This window comes from Rahnella sp. PAMC25617, from assembly GCF_050606005.1.
GTDB classification, from domain to species: domain Bacteria; phylum Pseudomonadota; class Gammaproteobacteria; order Enterobacterales; family Enterobacteriaceae; genus Rahnella; species Rahnella variigena.
Genome location: NZ_JBOCUM010000017.1, coordinates 292,711 through 308,265 on the forward strand (window position 1 = coordinate 292,711; position 15,555 = coordinate 308,265).

The window sequence follows — 15,555 nt, forward strand, 5'->3', positions numbered from 1 at the left end:
TCTGGTCAAAGAGAATGCTAAAAGAGATCAGGTTTCCTGCATATCGCCCAGCGGCCAGGTTTGCAGGCAGTGGTAACGGGTGCGTCCCCGTTCAAACAGCGATTCGTATAAACTGAATTCGGTGGCATCCAGTTGCCAGCCAGGTGTGGCCGGAGGAATAGCGACCGGGCGCGTCGCATTGCGGTAAAGCGACACATGCGGGTGGAACGGCAGTGTACTCTGATGACACCCGTTGCGCGCTGCGTGGGATCGCAATACGGACGCCAGCTGCAACAATGCGTTGGGCGCGCGTCGGGTGCCAATCCATACCACGCCGGAACCCGGCCAGTGGCCGATATCATCCAGCATCAGGCTGAATGTTTGCCCCTGAATGCGCCCGGCGACGCGGGTCAGCGCGGCTTCCTTGAGAGCGCTGACTTCACCGAGAAATGCCAGCGTAATATGCAGGTTAGCGGCTGCGACGGGGCGGCCGGTTTCCGCCGGGAAATTATCCGCACGCCACTTAATCACCTGCTTTTGCATTTTTGCAGGCAGGGATAAGGCGAAGAACAGGCGGCGTTCGGCAGACATAGAAATTCCTGTGAAGACGAATCACGGCAACATGCCGGATGTGGGGCTAAATGCTACAATGCCCGCCGTTTAAAGTTAACTCTCATGGTGAATTCATTGCCTTCTTTGCCTGTCAGCGCCGTACTTGAACCGCTATTAGCCGCACTGCAACAGGCGCCGCAGGTGCTTTTGCTTGCCCCGACCGGTGCCGGTAAATCGACCTGGCTGCCGTTGCAGTTGCTCAAACAGGCTAATTTGCCGGGCAAAATTCTGCTGCTGGAACCTCGTCGTCTGGCAGCAAAAAACGTCGCCTTCCGTCTGGCGCAACAGCTGGGTGAAACGCCGGGGCAGACCGTGGGTTATCGTATGCGCGCTGAGAGCAAAACCAGTGCCGCAACGCGCCTTGAAGTGGTGACTGAAGGTATTCTGACCCGCATGGTGCAGGCGGATCCTGAATTGACCGACGTGTCGATGGTGATCCTCGATGAATTCCATGAGCGCAGTTTGCAAGCCGATCTGGCGCTGGCGTTATTACTCGATGTGCAGAATGCGCTGCGCGATGATTTAAAAATCCTGATTATGTCGGCGACGCTCGACAATCTGCGCCTGTCTTCTTTACTGCCGGATGCGCCGGTGATTGAATCCGCAGGCCGCAGTTTCCCGGTCGAGCGGCAGTATCTTTCCCTTGCCACGCACGAACGGCTGGACGAAGGCGTGGCGCGCGTGGTCAGCCGTCTGATGGGCGAAAATCACGGCTCGATGCTGCTGTTTTTACCGGGTGTTTCTGAAATTACCCGCGTGCAAAATCTGCTGAACGGCAGGCTGGCGGAGGATGTCGATCTCTGTCCGTTGTACGGCGCGTTGTCGCTGGAACAACAGCAGAAAGCCATTCAGCCTTCCTCCGCAGGACGCCGCAAAGTGGTGCTGGCGACCAATATTGCGGAAACCAGTCTGACCATCGAAGGTATCCGCCTGGTGGTGGACAGCGGTCTGGAGCGCAGCGCGCAATTTGACCCGCGCAGCGGCCTGACGCGGCTGGTAACGCAGCGCATCAGTCAGGCGTCGATGACTCAGCGCGCAGGGCGTGCCGGACGTCTCGAACCGGGATTGTGCTGGCATCTGTTCAGCAAAGAGCAGGCTGAACGCACCAGTGCGCAGGCCGAAGCGGAAATTCTGCAAAGCGATCTGAGCAGTTTCTGGCTGGAGTTGTTGCAGTGGGGCTGTCAGGATCCGGCGCAACTTCAGTGGCTGGATAAGCCGCCTGTCGCCGCATTATCTGCCGCCAAAAATCTGTTACAGCAGCTCGGTGCCACCGATGTGCAGGGAAAACTTACCGCCGCCGGACAACGTATGGCACAGCTTGGCTGTGAGCCACGGCTGGCGGCGATGCTGATTGCGGCTGCAACACAAAGTCCGGACGCACTGGCAACGGCAGCCTTACTGGCCGCGATCCTCGAAGAACCGCCACGCGGCGGATTACCGGATATCGATTACTGGTTCAGCCGCCCGCAGGGCAACTGGCAGCGGCGGGCGAAACAACTGGCGCAGCGCACCGGTGCGAAAAGCGGTGAGCCGGATGCTTCGCTCGCACCGTGGTTACTGGCCCGCGCTTTCAGTGACCGTATCGCACAACGCCGCGGCGAAGATGGCCGCTATCTGCTGGCGAACGGACTGGGTGCGTCTTTGCCGCAGGACGACGGGTTAACCCGCGCGCCGTGGCTGGTCGCGCCGCAGTTATTGCAGGGCAACAATAGCCCGGATGCCCGCATTCTGCTGGCTGTCTCGCTGGATATCACGCAACTTCCGTCGCGCCTGCCCGATGTCGTTAAAGAACAGACGGCGGTGGAATGGGATGAAGAAAAAGGCACCCTGCGCGCCTGGCGACGCTGGCAGATTGGCCGGCTGGTGCTGAAAGCGAATCCGCTGGCGAAGCCGGATGACGAAGAACTGCAACAGGCGTTGATCGACTGGATCCGCACACAGGGTTTGCAGGCGCTGAACTGGTCGGTGGCGGCAGAACAACTGCGGCTCCGGCTTCTGTGTGCCGCAAAATGGCTGCCGGAGGCCGACTGGCCGGCTGCCGACGACCAGGCTTTGCTCGACGGTCTGGAACGCTGGTTGCAGCCGTCTTTACAGGGCGTTCGCTCGTTAAAATCACTGCAACAGGTTGATTTGCATGATGCCTTATTAAGGTTGCTGGACTGGCAACAACGTCAGCGTCTTGACAGTGCATTACCGATACATTACACCGTGCCGACTGGCAGTCGTCTGCCAATCCGTTATCATGCAGACCAGCCACCGGCACTTTCGGTGCGGATGCAGGAAATGTTCGGCGAGCAGCGCAGCCCGCAACTGGCGGAAGGCCGCGTTACCGTGGTGCTTGAGTTATTGTCACCTGCACAGCGTCCGTTGCAGATAACAGCAGATCTGGCCGCTTTCTGGCAGGGATCGTATCGCGAAGTGCAAAAAGAAATGAAAGGGCGATATCCGAAACATCCGTGGCCGGACAATCCGGCGGAGGCGTTGCCTACGCGCCGGACGAAAAAACACGCGCCCTGATGTCTGTCTGAGCTTTTAAAAATTGTGCCGGGAAGGGGCGATTTTTCAGACATTTCCTGTGGGCGAAAACTTAAGCGGGGCACAGAGTAAGCGCCTTGCGGCCTGGGTTTCAGGCCATCAACAGTATCTTTTTGAAATACAGTGTTTTTTTGAAATCAAAAATGAAAATGACTCAGCTAAGCAGAATCATTATGACGAACACAGCAGCACGTTGGGAGATTGACTGATGTCTGGCGATGATCGCGAGCCGATTGGCCGTAAAGGTAAACCTGCCGGGCGGAAGCCTGCGCGGGCTCGTCCCGTCCGCCGTAGCCGCCGGGATGACGACTACGAAGAATACGAAGAAGAAATTGATGACGAGTATGAGGATGACGATGAGTACGAAGAAGAACAGGGATCTCGCATGAGCCGAAAAGCAGCGCCGCGTAAAGCCAAAAAAGGCGGAAAAAAGAGTGTGAAACGCCGTATTTTCTGGCTGTTAGTCAAACTGTTCATCGTTTTTCTTATTCTGCTCGGGATTTATGCGTTTTACCTCAACAAACAAATCCATGACCGCATTGATGGCGGTAAAGTCTGGCAGTTGCCTGCGGCGGTGTATGGTCGTCAGGTAAACCTTGAGCCGGACATGCAGATCAGCAAAGCTGAGATGGTCGGATTGCTGGAAGGTACGCAGTATCGCGAAGTGACGCGTATCACCCGTCCGGGCGAATTTACGGTGCATGCGAATTATATCGATTTGCTGCGTCGTCCGTTTGATTTCCCGGAAGGTAAAGAAGGGCAGGTGAACGCCCGCCTGATGTTTGATAGCAGCAGCCTTGCAGAAATTAAGAATCTGGATAATCAGCGTGATTTCGGGCTGTTCCGCCTCGACCCGCGTCTGATCACCATGTTGCAGGCGTCGAATGCTAACGGCGAACAGCGTCTGTTCGTACCGCGTTCCGGTTTCCCGGATTTGCTGGTCGATACCTTGCTGGCAACGGAAGACCGTCATTTCTATGAACACGACGGCATCAACTTCTATTCCATTGGCCGTGCGGTGCTGGCAAACCTGACCGCCGGTCATGCGGTGCAGGGCGGTTCTACGCTGACACAGCAGCTGGTGAAAAACCTGTTCCTGACCAATGAACGTTCACTGAGCCGTAAAGCGCGTGAAGCCATTATGGCGATCCTGCTGGACGCGGATTACAGCAAAGACCGCATTCTCGAGCTGTATCTGAATGAAGTGTATCTCGGCCAGAGCGGTTCCGATCAGATCCGCGGTTTCCCGCTGGCGAGCCTGTATTACTTTGGTCGTCCGGTGAATGAACTGAGTCTGGATCAGCAGGCATTGCTGGTCGGCATGGTGAAAGGTGCGTCGCTGTATAACCCGTGGCGTAACCCGCAAATGGCGTTGCAGCGTCGTAATCTGGTGCTGCGTTTACTGGTTGATCAGAAAGTTATCGATCAGGAACTGTATGACATGCTCAGCGCGCGTCCGCTCGGCGTGCAGCCGAAAGGCGGCGTGATTTCACCTCAGCCTGCGTTTATGCAGATGGTGCGTCAGGAGCTTCAGGCCAAACTGGGCGATAAAGTTCAGGACATGTCCGGGGTGAAAATCTTCACCACACTGGATCCTATTTCGCAGGATGCGGCGGAAAAAGCGGTCGAAGAAGGCATTCCGTTACTGCGTAAGAAAAGCGGCCTGAATGACATCGAAACCGCGATGGTGATTGTTGACCGTTACACCGGCGAAGTGCGGGCGATGGTCGGCGGCGCGGAAACGCAGTTCGCAGGCTTTAACCGTGCGATGCAGGCGCGTCGTCAGGTCGGTTCTCTGGCTAAACCGGCGACCTATCTGACCGCGCTTTCTCAGCCGGACAAATACCGTCTGAACACCATTCTGGCCGACCAGCCGCTGACGCTGAAACTGGCAAATGGCCAGACGTGGTCACCGAAAAACGATGACCATCAGTTCCGTGGTCAGGTTCTGCTGGTGGATGCGCTGGCGCGTTCCATGAACGTCCCGACGGTAAATCTGGGTATGGCGGTAGGGCTGGATAACATCACCCAAACGCTGATCAATCTGGGGATCCCGAAAGAATCCCTGAACCAGACGCCGTCGATGCTGCTTGGTGCGATTGCACTGACGCCGATGGAAGTCGCGCAGGAATACCAGACCATTGCCAGCGGCGGTAACAAAGCGCCACTGTCTGCGGTGCGCTCGGTGATTGCGGAAGACGGCACGGTACTTTATCAGAGCTTCCCGCAGGCGGTTCGCGTGATCCCATCGCAGGCGGCGTATCTGACGCTGTATGCGATGCAGCAGGTTGTGCAGGAAGGGACCTCGCGCGCGCTGGCGAACAAGTTCCCGAAACTGCATCTGGCAGCAAAAACGGGTACCTCCAACGAACTGCGTGACAGCTGGTTTGCGGGCATCGACGGCAATCAGGTGGCGATTACCTGGGTTGGCCGCGATAACAACGGCCCGTCTAAACTGTGGGGTTCAACCGGTGCGCTGGTGCTGTACGGACGTTATCTGGAGAACGGCACGCCGCAGCCTCTGGATCTGCAAATGCCGGAAGGCATCAGCACGATGAACATTGATAGCAGCGGTAACTTTGTCTGCGGCAACAACAGCGGCGGAATGCTGGGCGGCGGTGGCGCAACGCGTTCCATTCCGGTCTGGACGGATTCGCCGGACGCCATGTGCCAGGCTTCTGTGACCGCTGTTCAGCAACAGCAGCAGCAGCAACAACAGCAACAAATGCAGCAGCAACAACAACAGCAATCCGGGCAACAACAACAGCCACAATCTCAGGATGAGAAGAAAGACAGCAACGGCGTTGCGGGCTGGATCAAGGATATGTTTGGCTCAGGCAACTAAATATCCGTCTTCCTTCAGGCTGGCTCGGCGTTGGCTGCGTTAAATCAACTTGAATGATTTAGGATATTAAAAAAGGGTGCGATGAAAATCGTGCCCTTTTTATTTGTTATTCTTAACGCAAATTAACCCGCACGCTTTACATTTTTCGCAAACCCGTCACATTCATCCCCGTTTAATTTATAGGCATTTTTACCCATGTTTAACATGGGGATATTTTTTATTCATTCAGACGATCTATATGTGAATTAGTGTTGCAGGCGGGCAAGCATTGCGCATAATATGCGACGGTCATAATAATAATTATCGTTTACATTCCCATTTCCACTCCAGAGATTATGCAATGGCTTCTCAACGCTCGCTTTCAAATTCTGTCCCAAAAGGCGCATTTAAGCGTCGGACGTTAGCTTTAACCATTACCGCAGCACTGGGTACTGCCGCATTTTACGCCGGTGCCGCCACCACCGCGCCTGCGAAGGAAGATACCATTAATGTGACGGCTTCTTCTGCTCCCGAAGCGGCACAGGAATCTGCATGGGGCCCTGCGGCGACCATCGCAGCAAAACATAGCGCTACCGGTACAAAAACCGATACGCCACTGGTGAAGACACCACAATCTGTTTCCGTGGTGACTCGCGAAGAAATGGACATGAAGCAACCGGTGACGGTGAAAGAAGCCCTGGGTTATACGCCGGGTGTCTTTGCTAGCCGCGGCAGTTCTAACACCATCGACGCCATGGCAATCCGCGGCTTCACCTCTGTTAACACCAACCAGTATCTCGACGGCATCAAACTTCAGGGTGATAACTATTCTGAAGTATCGATGGATCCGTACATGCTTGAGCGTGTCGAAGTGCTTCGCGGGCCGTCTTCCGTTCTGTACGGTAAAAGCAATCCGGGCGGCGTTGTCAGTATGGTCAGCAAGCGCCCGACCACTGAACCGCTGAAAGAAGTGCAGTTCAAAATGGGTACAGATAACCTGTACCAGACCGGATTTGATTTCAGCGATGCCATTGATGATGCAGGCGTGTATTCCTACCGTCTGACCGGTGTGGCGCGCAGTCAGGATGCGCAACAGGAAATGGCGAAAGAGAAACGCTATTCCATTGCCCCGTCTTTCTCATGGCGTCCTGATGATAAAACTGACTTTACCTTCCTGAGCAATTTCCAGAACGATCCGGATGCGGGTTACTACGGCTGGTTGCCGCGTGAAGGTACCGTGGTGCCGTATTACGACGCCAACGGCAAAGCACATAAACTCCCGACAGATTTCAACGAAGGTGAAGCGGGTAACCGTATGTCCCGCAACCAGAAAATGGTCGGTTACAGCTTCGCGCATCAGTTTGATGATACCTGGACGGTTCGTCAGAACCTGCGCTACACCAAACTCGATACCGAATATAAATCCGTTTACGGCTTCGGTTACCTCGGTAACGGCAACATTACGCGCAGCTATGTTCAGTCCAAAGAGAAGCTGGCGAACTTTGATGTCGATACACAGGCACAGGCCAAATTCGGCACCGGCGATATCGATCATACCGTGCTGGCTGGTGTTGATTACATGCGTATGCGTAACGATATTGACGCAGACTACGGCAGTGCAAGTAACCTGAATCTGGCAAATCCGCAATATGGTAACGGCAACGTTTCCCTGTACTTCCCGTACGAAATCCTTAATCGTCAGGAACAAACCGGTCTGTATGTGCAGGATCAGGCGGAGTGGAACAAGTGGATCCTGACTGTTGGCGGTCGTTACGACTTCGCGAAAAGCTCAACCTTTACCCGCACGACCAACAGCGCGTCGCAGATCAACGATGAGCAGTTCACCTGGCGTGGCGGTCTGAACTACCTGTTCGACAACGGTATTTCTCCGTACTTCAGTTATAGCGAATCCTTTGAACCGACCGCAGGCGCGACCAAAGAAGGGAAGCCATTCGATCCTTCAATGGGCAAACAGTACGAAGCCGGGATCAAATATATCCCGAACGATCGTCCGATCAGCCTGACGGCAGCGGTATACCAGCTGACCAAAGACAAAAACCTGACGGCCAATCCTGCTGATGCTGCCTTTAGCGTTCAGTCTGGTGAAATACGTTCGCGTGGTGTGGAACTCGAAGCCAAAGCCGCGGTTAACGCCAACATCAACGTCACGGCGTCTTACACCTACACCGATGCAAAATACACGCATGACACCAATTTCGAAGGCAAGCGTCCTGTTGAGGTACCGGCGAATATGGCGTCTCTGTGGGCGGATTATACCTTCCACGAAACTGCGCTCAGCGGCCTGACAGTCGGTTCCGGTGTGCGTTATGTTGGTGCCAGCTCCAGCTTCTATACAGCGAACGGTGTGAATGCATCCAGAGAGAATGAAGCGTTCAACGTTTCGTCCTATACGCTGGTAGATGCCACAGTGAAATACGATCTGGGTCGCTTCGGCCTGCCTGGTTCTTCCGTGGGTCTGAACATCAACAACTTGCTGGATCGCGAATATGTCGCCAGCTGCTACCGCGATTACGCCTGTTACTGGGGTTCAGATCGTCAGGTGGTAGCTACCGCCACATTCCGCTTCTGATATCCGTCGTAATTCAGGCCGCAGATGCGTTGACGGCGTTCGTTCACCCCGGTCACTTAGCTGACTAAGCTCCCGGGGATTCGCGAACTTGTCGCCTTCCTGCAAGCCGAATTACTTAGGATATCGATAGCGTCATAAGCACTAAAATCCGGGCACGCTGGTCGTGCCCGTTTCCTGTTCTCAACCAGATGTCGACGTAGAAAATCTTATGCCTGATAACAACGTACATCCTTCTTCTCCGCTGCCAGACAGCGTCTTTCGCCTGCAGGATGTGAGTTTTTCCGTCCCGGGCCGCACGCTTCTTGCGCCACTGTCACTGACTTTCCCGAAAGGAAAAGTGTGCGGGCTGATTGGTCACAATGGCTCAGGGAAGTCGACGTTGTTAAAAATGCTGGGACGTCATCAGGCGGCGACATCCGGAACGATTTACCTCAATGAAACGCCGCTGGCGCAGTGGGACAGCAAAGCTTTTGCGCGGCAGGTCGCGTATTTACCGCAGCAACTTCCGGCGGCAGAAGGCATGACCGTGCAGGAGCTGGTGGCGATTGGCCGCTATCCGTGGCACGGCGCGCTCGGGCGTTTCAAACATCACGATAAAGAAAAAGTCGAAGAAGCGATTTCGCTGGTGGGGCTGAAACCCTTTGCACATCGTCTGGTCGACAGCCTCTCGGGCGGCGAACGTCAGCGTGCGTGGCTGGCGATGATGGTGGCGCAGGACAGCCGCTGCCTGCTGCTTGACGAACCGACTTCTGCGCTCGATATCGCCCATCAGAAAGACGTTCTGGCGTTGATCCAGCGTCTGAGCCGTGAAAAAGGCCTCACCGTGATTGCGGTGCTGCATGACCTGAATATGGCAGCCCGCTATTGTGACCAGCTGATGGCGCTGCGTGGCGGCGAGATGATCGCTCAGGGTGAACCTGAAGAAATGATGCGCGGTGACGTGCTCGAACAAATCTATGGCATTCCGATGGGTATTTTGCCGCATCCTGCGGGTGGCGCACCGGTGAGCTTCGTATACTGATATGTCTGATATTTCAAGCTTTTCCGGAATAACGCGCCGTCGTATTTTGCAGATGATGGCGCTTTCTCCGTTGCTGACATCTTTGCCCGCGCTTTCTGCGTCCCGCCCCGATCTCAGCCGCATTATTGCGCTCGAATGGCTTCCCGCTGAACTTCTGATTGCACTCGGCGTGATGCCGCTGGCGATTGCGGATATTCGCAATTACAACATCTGGGTAGCCGAACCGCCGCTGGCGCCGGGCGTGATTGACGTCGGTCAGCGCACCGAGCCGAATATGGAACTTATCCAGCAGCTGAAACCGTCACTGGTGCTGCTGACGCAGGGTTACGGCCCGGCGACCGCTCAGCTGGAAACCATCGCGCCGGTGCTGAGTGTCAAAGCCAATGACGGCTCTGCGAAGCCATTAGATCTGGCGATCCGTTCGCTGCACAAACTGGCGGATACGCTCGGTTTGCAAGATCGTGCAGAACAGCATTTGCAGCGGTATCAGGACACTTTAGCCAGAACCCGCGAACAGCTGAAGCCAGTAGCACAGCAGCCGTTGTTGCTGATCACGTTCATCGATCCGCGCCATGTTCTGGTCTTCGGACAAGGCAGTATGCTGCATGAAGTGATGAACGATGTCGGGCTCACCAACGCCTGGCAGGGTGAGGGCAGTTTCTGGGGCAGTGTTTCCGTCGGAGTGGAAAGGCTGGCGGCGATCAAAAATGCCCGCGTGTTGTGCTTCGATCACGACAGCGCTGACATCATGAAGGCCGTCGAAAAAACGCCGCTGTGGAAATCCATGCCGTTCGTTCGTGCGAACCAGTTCACCGTCATTCCTGCCGTCTGGTACTACGGCGCAACCTTCAGCGCGATGCATTTCTGCAATATTTTAACCAACACGCTGAGGAAACCGGTATGAACCGCCGTTCGCTCAGCGTTTCGCTGACTCTTCTGATTATTCTGGCACTGGCTGCGGGTGCGCTCAGTATTTACAACCTGCATCTGCAATTGCCTTACGCACAATGGCGCGGCGCACTGTGGCAGCCGGATATCGACAACGTGCAGCAGATGCTTTTCCATTACAGCTCACTGCCGCGCATCGCCGTGGCATTGCTCGCGGGAGCCGGGCTCGGGCTGGTCGGTTTACTGTTCCAGCAGGTGTTGCGTAATCCGCTGGCTGAACCTGCGACGCTGGGCGTTTCGGCGGGCGCGCAACTCGGCCTGACGGTTGCCACGTTGTGGGCGCTGCCGGGCGGAATGATCACCCAGCAGTTTGCTGCCATGATCGGCGCGGTGGTGATTGGTGCACTGGTGTTCGGTATCGCCTGGGGCAAACGCATGTCGCCGGTCACGTTAATCCTGGCGGGTCTGGTGCTCGGTTTGTATTGCGGTGCGGTCAACGGCCTGATCGGCATCTTCAATTATCAGAGCCTGCAAAGCCTGTACATGTGGAGCAGCGGTTCTCTGACGCAGCAGGACTGGGATGTCGCCAGTTTCCTGTTGCCGCGTGTGATTATTGTCTGGCTGCTGGCGTTTCTGTTGCAGCGTCCGATGACGCTGCTGGGACTGGACGACGGCGTGGCCAAAAACCTCGGTCTCGGGCTTTCTGCGGCACGCATGGCGGTGCTGACGCTGGCCATCCTGATGAGTGCGCAGCTGGTTAACGCGGTCGGCATCGTCGGTTTTATCGGCCTGTTCGCCCCGCTGCTGGCGAAAATGCTCGGAGCGCGGCGTTTGCCTTCACGTCTGATTATGGCGCCGCTGATTGGTGCGTTGCTGCTGTGGTTCACCGATCAGGTGATGCAGTACATCACCACGTTCTGGATGGAAATTCCGACCGGTGCCGCGACCGCGCTGGTCGGCGCGCCGTTGCTGCTGTGGCTGCTGCCTCGTCTTCGCAACAGCATGACGCCGCCGCCGATGGATCAGGGCGATAACGTGCCGGCTGAACGTCACCATCTGGTGCGCTGGGTCGCGCTGGCGCTGGCGGTGCTGTTCATCGGGCTGGTTATCGCGCTGATGGCCGGACGTAACGCGACAGGCTGGAACTGGTCAACAGGTGCGGATCTACAGGCGCTGCTGCCGTGGCGTTTACCACGCGTGATGGCGGCGCTGGCGGCGGGCATCATGCTGGCGTCTTCCGGCGTGCTGATTCAGAAACTCACCGGTAATGCGATGGCGAGCCCGGAAGTGCTGGGAATAAGCTCGGGTGCAGCGACCGGCGTGGTCGTGATGATGTTTATCGTGCCGGGTGATGCCTTTGCGTGGCTGTTACCGGCGGGGAGTCTCGGTGCGGCGCTGACGTTGCTGGTGATTATGATGGCATCGGGGCTGCGCAGTTTTTCCGCCGAACGTATGCTGCTGACCGGTATCGCGCTGAGTACCGCATTCACCACGCTGATGTCACTGCTGCTGGCGAGCGGTGATCCGCGTATGGGCGGTTTGCTGACCTGGCTTTCCGGTTCTACTTATTCTGTGTCCGCTGAAGCCGCATGGCGGACGCTCATTCTGGCTGCGGTGCTGATGGTGATTGTGCCGTTCTGTCGTCGCTGGATTAATATTTTGCCACTGGGCAGCGTGACGGCCAAATCAGTCGGCGTTGCACTGACGCCAACGCGTATGGCGATTTTATTGCTGGCGGCGGTGATGACGGCTGCCGCGACGCTGACCATCGGGCCGCTGAGCTTTGTCGGTCTGATGGCACCGCATATGGCGCGTATGATGGGCTTTCGTCGTGCGGTTCCGCAGTGGATGGTCGCCAGCATTCTCGGCGGTTTACTGATGGTATTTGCCGACTGGTGCGGCCGGATGATTATCTTCCCCAACCAGATCCCCGCAGGTTTGCTCGCGACATTTATCGGCGCGCCGTACTTCATCTATTTGCTGAGAAAACAGGCGAAATAGAAAGTTTCAGTGAACAAAAAAGAGAGATATTGAGAACGGATCTTTCTTTGGAAGTGGCTTTTGCTCCTCCCCTTCGCAGGGGAGGAGCCGACTTCACCAGATATTAAAGCTTAGCAAAACAGCGACGTGCGGCATCTATGGTGCGCTGGATGTCTTCCTGCGTGTGGGCAAGAGACATAAAGCCAGCCTCAAACGCGGAAGGCGCCAGATAAACGCCTTCTTCCAGCATCAGATGGAAAAACTTCTTAAAGCGCTCAACGTCGCACTTCATCACGTCCTGGTAGCAGGTCACGGTTTCTGCATCGGTGAAGAACAGGCCGAACATTCCGCCGACGTGGTTCACCACGAACGGGATATTTTCTTCCTGCGCCGCATCCAGCAAGCCTTCGGCCAGTTGTGTGGTGCGCTCGGTCAGGGTCTGATGCACGCCCGGTTGTGCGACTTGCGTCAGACAGGCGATACCCGCTGCCATGGCAATCGGGTTGCCGGAAAGCGTTCCTGCCTGATAGACAGGGCCGGTCGGTGCCAGCGCTTCCATCACGTCACGACGGCCACCAAATGCGCCCACCGGCATACCGCCGCCGATGATTTTGCCCAGACAGGTCAGGTCAGGCATCACATCGTAATACTCCTGAGCACCGCCCAGCGCGACGCGGAAACCGGTCATCACTTCGTCGATAATCAGCAGCGCGCCAAACTCGTCACAAATCTTGCGCAGGCCCGGCAGGAATTCCGGCAAAGGCGGCACACAGTTCATGTTGCCTGCGACCGGCTCAACGATGATACAGGCGATGTCGTCAGGGAATTGTTCGAACGCAGCACGCACTGAATCCAGATCGTTATAGGTACAGGTCAGGGTGTGTTTGGCGAAATCAGCCGGAACGCCCGGAGAGTTTGGCTGGCCGAGAGTCAGCGCGCCGGAGCCGGCTTTCACCAGCAGGCAGTCGGCATGGCCATGATAGCAGCCTTCGAATTTGACGATTTTATCGCGATGGGTGAAGCCGCGCGCCAGACGAATCGCGCTCATGGTGGCTTCGGTGCCGGAGTTGACCATGCGCACCATGTCCATGCTTGGCACCAGACTGGTGACCAGTTCGGCCATTTTGACTTCCATTTCGGTCGGCGCGCCAAAGCTCAGGCCACGTTCTGCGGCTTCAATCACCGCGCTGCGGATTTCGGCGTTGTTATGACCAAGCACCATCGGGCCCCACGAACCGACATAGTCGATATACGCTTTGCCATCGGCATCAAACAGGAAAGCACCGTCAGCGCGGGCGATGAATAATGGCACGCCGCCAACGCCGGAGAAGGCACGTACCGGCGAGTTAACGCCGCCCGGGATTAGCGCTTGCGCCTGCGTGAACAGACTGTCTGACTTACTCATTATTCAACTCCTGAAATTGCTGGGTTCTGGGTAAAGAAATTTTGTTGCGCCCATTCTAGTGAACTGAGCGGCGTTATAAAACCGTAAACCGTGCTGCATTTTGTTGCTGATCCTGTCAGGGAGCCAATTTGTATGATTAAATTCATTCATCTTCCATAACCATTTCTGTATTTTCCTTTCCGTGATGAATGAATCTGAAACTGAGAATGTAGCGGGCGCGCAGGTCCGCGGCCCCCGTAAACGCAGCGAAGCGCTGCGCCTTTTACTTCGCCGTGACAAAACACCGGTCACGATTTTGATCATGGCCGCACTGGTGGGCACGGTTGCCGGTCTGCTGGGCGTTGCTTTTGAAAAAACCGTGAATCTGGTGATGGCGTTGCGTCTTTCGAGCGTTGGGATGTTCAGTGATTACTGGATCCTGCTGTGGCCGCTGACCTTTGTTATCTCGGCGATCATGGCGATGTTTGGATATTATCTGGTGCGCAAATACGCGCCGGAAGCGGGCGGTTCGGGGATCCCGGAAATCGAAGGGGCGCTGGAAGAGTTGCGTCCTGTTCGCTGGTGGCGGGTGATCCCGGTGAAATTTTTTGGCGGTCTGGGTACGCTCGGCGCGGGAATGGTGCTGGGCAGGGAAGGGCCGACCGTGCAGATGGGTGCCAATGTCGGGAAAATGATGTTCGATATTTTCCGTCTGCGCAGTGCGGAAGCGCGCCACTCACTGCTGGCGACCGGTGCGGCGGCCGGGCTTTCTGCGGCCTTTAACGCACCGCTGGCAGGTATTTTGTTCATCCTCGAAGAGATGCGCCTGCAATTTCGTTACAGCCTGATATCGATAAAAGCAGTGTTTATCGGTGTAATCATGTCGAGCATCGTTTTCCGGATTTTCAACGGCGACGGCGCAGTGATCGAAGTGGGCAGGCTGGCCAACGCACCGCTGAATACGCTGTGGTTGTATCTGGTATTGGGGATGGTTTTTGGCGTGGTCGGGGTGGCGTTCAACGCCCTGATTTTCCGCACGCAGGATATGTTTGCCCGTGTTCATGGCGGTAATCTGCGAAATATCCTGGTGATTGGCGGGATGCTGGGTGGATTTTGTGGCCTGCTCGGGCTGGTTCATCAGGAAGTCACCGGCGGCGGTTTTGCGCTGATCCCGCTGGCAGCGGCAGGAAAATACAGCCTGATGATGCTGCTGGTGATCTTTCTTGTTCGCGTGGTGACAACGCTTTTGTGCTTTGCTTCCGGCGCACCGGGCGGGATTTTCGCCCCGATGCTGGCGCTTGGCACGCTGCTGGGCACGGCATTTGGTACCGCCGCGCTAGCGTGGTTCCCGCAGTACGGTATCCAGCCCGCGACGTTTGCGATAGCCGGGATGGGGGCGCTGTTTGCCGCCAGTGTCCGCGCCCCGCTCACCGGTATTGTGCTGGTTCTCGAAATGACCGATAACTATCAGCTTATTTTACCGATGATCATTACCTGCCTTGGCGCGACCCTGCTGGCACAGTTTTTAGGCGGTAAACCCTTGTATTCCGCGATCCTGACCCGCACCTTGCAGAGGCAGGAACGTGAAAATGCAGAGAAAGCGCAGGCAGAACCCGACGCCGAAGGCACCAATAAGCAGGACAGCGCAGCAAAAAATGCCCATACTTGAACCATACTTTCAGGTATTAGATAATGAGTACATTATTCAGACAGTCAATCCGGCGGCCTGAACAAATGCGGAT

At 56.1% G+C, this 15,555-nt stretch carries 9 protein-coding genes; 7 read left to right on the top strand and 2 right to left on the bottom strand.

Translation table 11 applies throughout. The features are described 5' to 3' along the window. Nucleotides 1-27 precede the first annotated feature (27 nt). Nucleotides 28-570 carry an RNA 2',3'-cyclic phosphodiesterase gene (gene thpR / locus ACM615_RS20525; protein ID WP_113876385.1) on the bottom strand — a complete coding sequence of 181 codons (543 nt, stop codon included), beginning with the start codon at nt 568-570 and terminating at the stop codon, nt 28-30. A gap of 96 nt (nt 571-666) precedes the next feature. Here thpR and hrpB point away from each other — a divergent pair, with 96 nt between their 5' ends. The 6 genes from hrpB to fhuB all read left to right on the top strand — a co-directional run bounded on the left by hrpB (nt 667) and on the right by fhuB (nt 12,450). Beyond that, nucleotides 667-3,108, top strand: a complete 2,442-nt coding sequence (gene hrpB / locus ACM615_RS20530) for an ATP-dependent helicase HrpB (RefSeq protein ID WP_431012476.1) — start codon at nt 667-669, stop codon at nt 3,106-3,108. Nucleotides 3,109-3,334: 226 nt separating this feature from the next. Then, nucleotides 3,335-5,971: a bifunctional glycosyl transferase/transpeptidase gene (gene mrcB / locus ACM615_RS20535; RefSeq protein ID WP_431012439.1), complete on the top strand. Its 2,637-nt coding sequence runs from the start codon at nt 3,335-3,337 to the stop codon at nt 5,969-5,971. A gap of 340 nt (nt 5,972-6,311) precedes the next feature. Next, nucleotides 6,312-8,540: a ferrichrome porin FhuA gene (gene fhuA / locus ACM615_RS20540; RefSeq protein WP_113876388.1), complete on the top strand. Its 2,229-nt coding sequence runs from the start codon at nt 6,312-6,314 to the stop codon at nt 8,538-8,540. Between the two features lie 208 nt (nt 8,541-8,748). Continuing rightward, a complete protein-coding gene (fhuC, locus tag ACM615_RS20545) occupies nt 8,749-9,561 on the top strand; it encodes a Fe3+-hydroxamate ABC transporter ATP-binding protein FhuC (RefSeq protein ID WP_129639753.1) in 813 nt (270 codons plus the stop codon). Nucleotide 9,562: 1 nt separating this feature from the next. Next, nucleotides 9,563-10,465, top strand: coding sequence for a Fe(3+)-hydroxamate ABC transporter substrate-binding protein FhuD (fhuD, locus tag ACM615_RS20550; protein WP_431012440.1), 903 nt, complete (start codon nt 9,563-9,565; stop codon nt 10,463-10,465). After that, nucleotides 10,462-12,450: a Fe(3+)-hydroxamate ABC transporter permease FhuB gene (fhuB, locus tag ACM615_RS20555; RefSeq protein WP_129639754.1), complete on the top strand. Its 1,989-nt coding sequence runs from the start codon at nt 10,462-10,464 to the stop codon at nt 12,448-12,450. Before fhuD ends, fhuB begins: the two co-directional genes overlap by 4 nt. Before the next feature lie 103 nt (nt 12,451-12,553). On the opposite strand, the gene hemL is transcribed toward fhuB, so the two are convergent. Continuing rightward, nucleotides 12,554-13,834, bottom strand: a complete 1,281-nt coding sequence (hemL, locus tag ACM615_RS20560) for a glutamate-1-semialdehyde 2,1-aminomutase (protein ID WP_159281318.1) — start codon at nt 13,832-13,834, stop codon at nt 12,554-12,556. Between the two features lie 184 nt (nt 13,835-14,018). On the opposite strand from hemL, the gene clcA reads away from it, so the two are divergent. Next, nucleotides 14,019-15,482, top strand: coding sequence for a H(+)/Cl(-) exchange transporter ClcA (gene clcA, locus ACM615_RS20565; RefSeq protein WP_431012477.1), 1,464 nt, complete (start codon nt 14,019-14,021; stop codon nt 15,480-15,482). Nucleotides 15,483-15,555 lie beyond the last annotated feature (73 nt).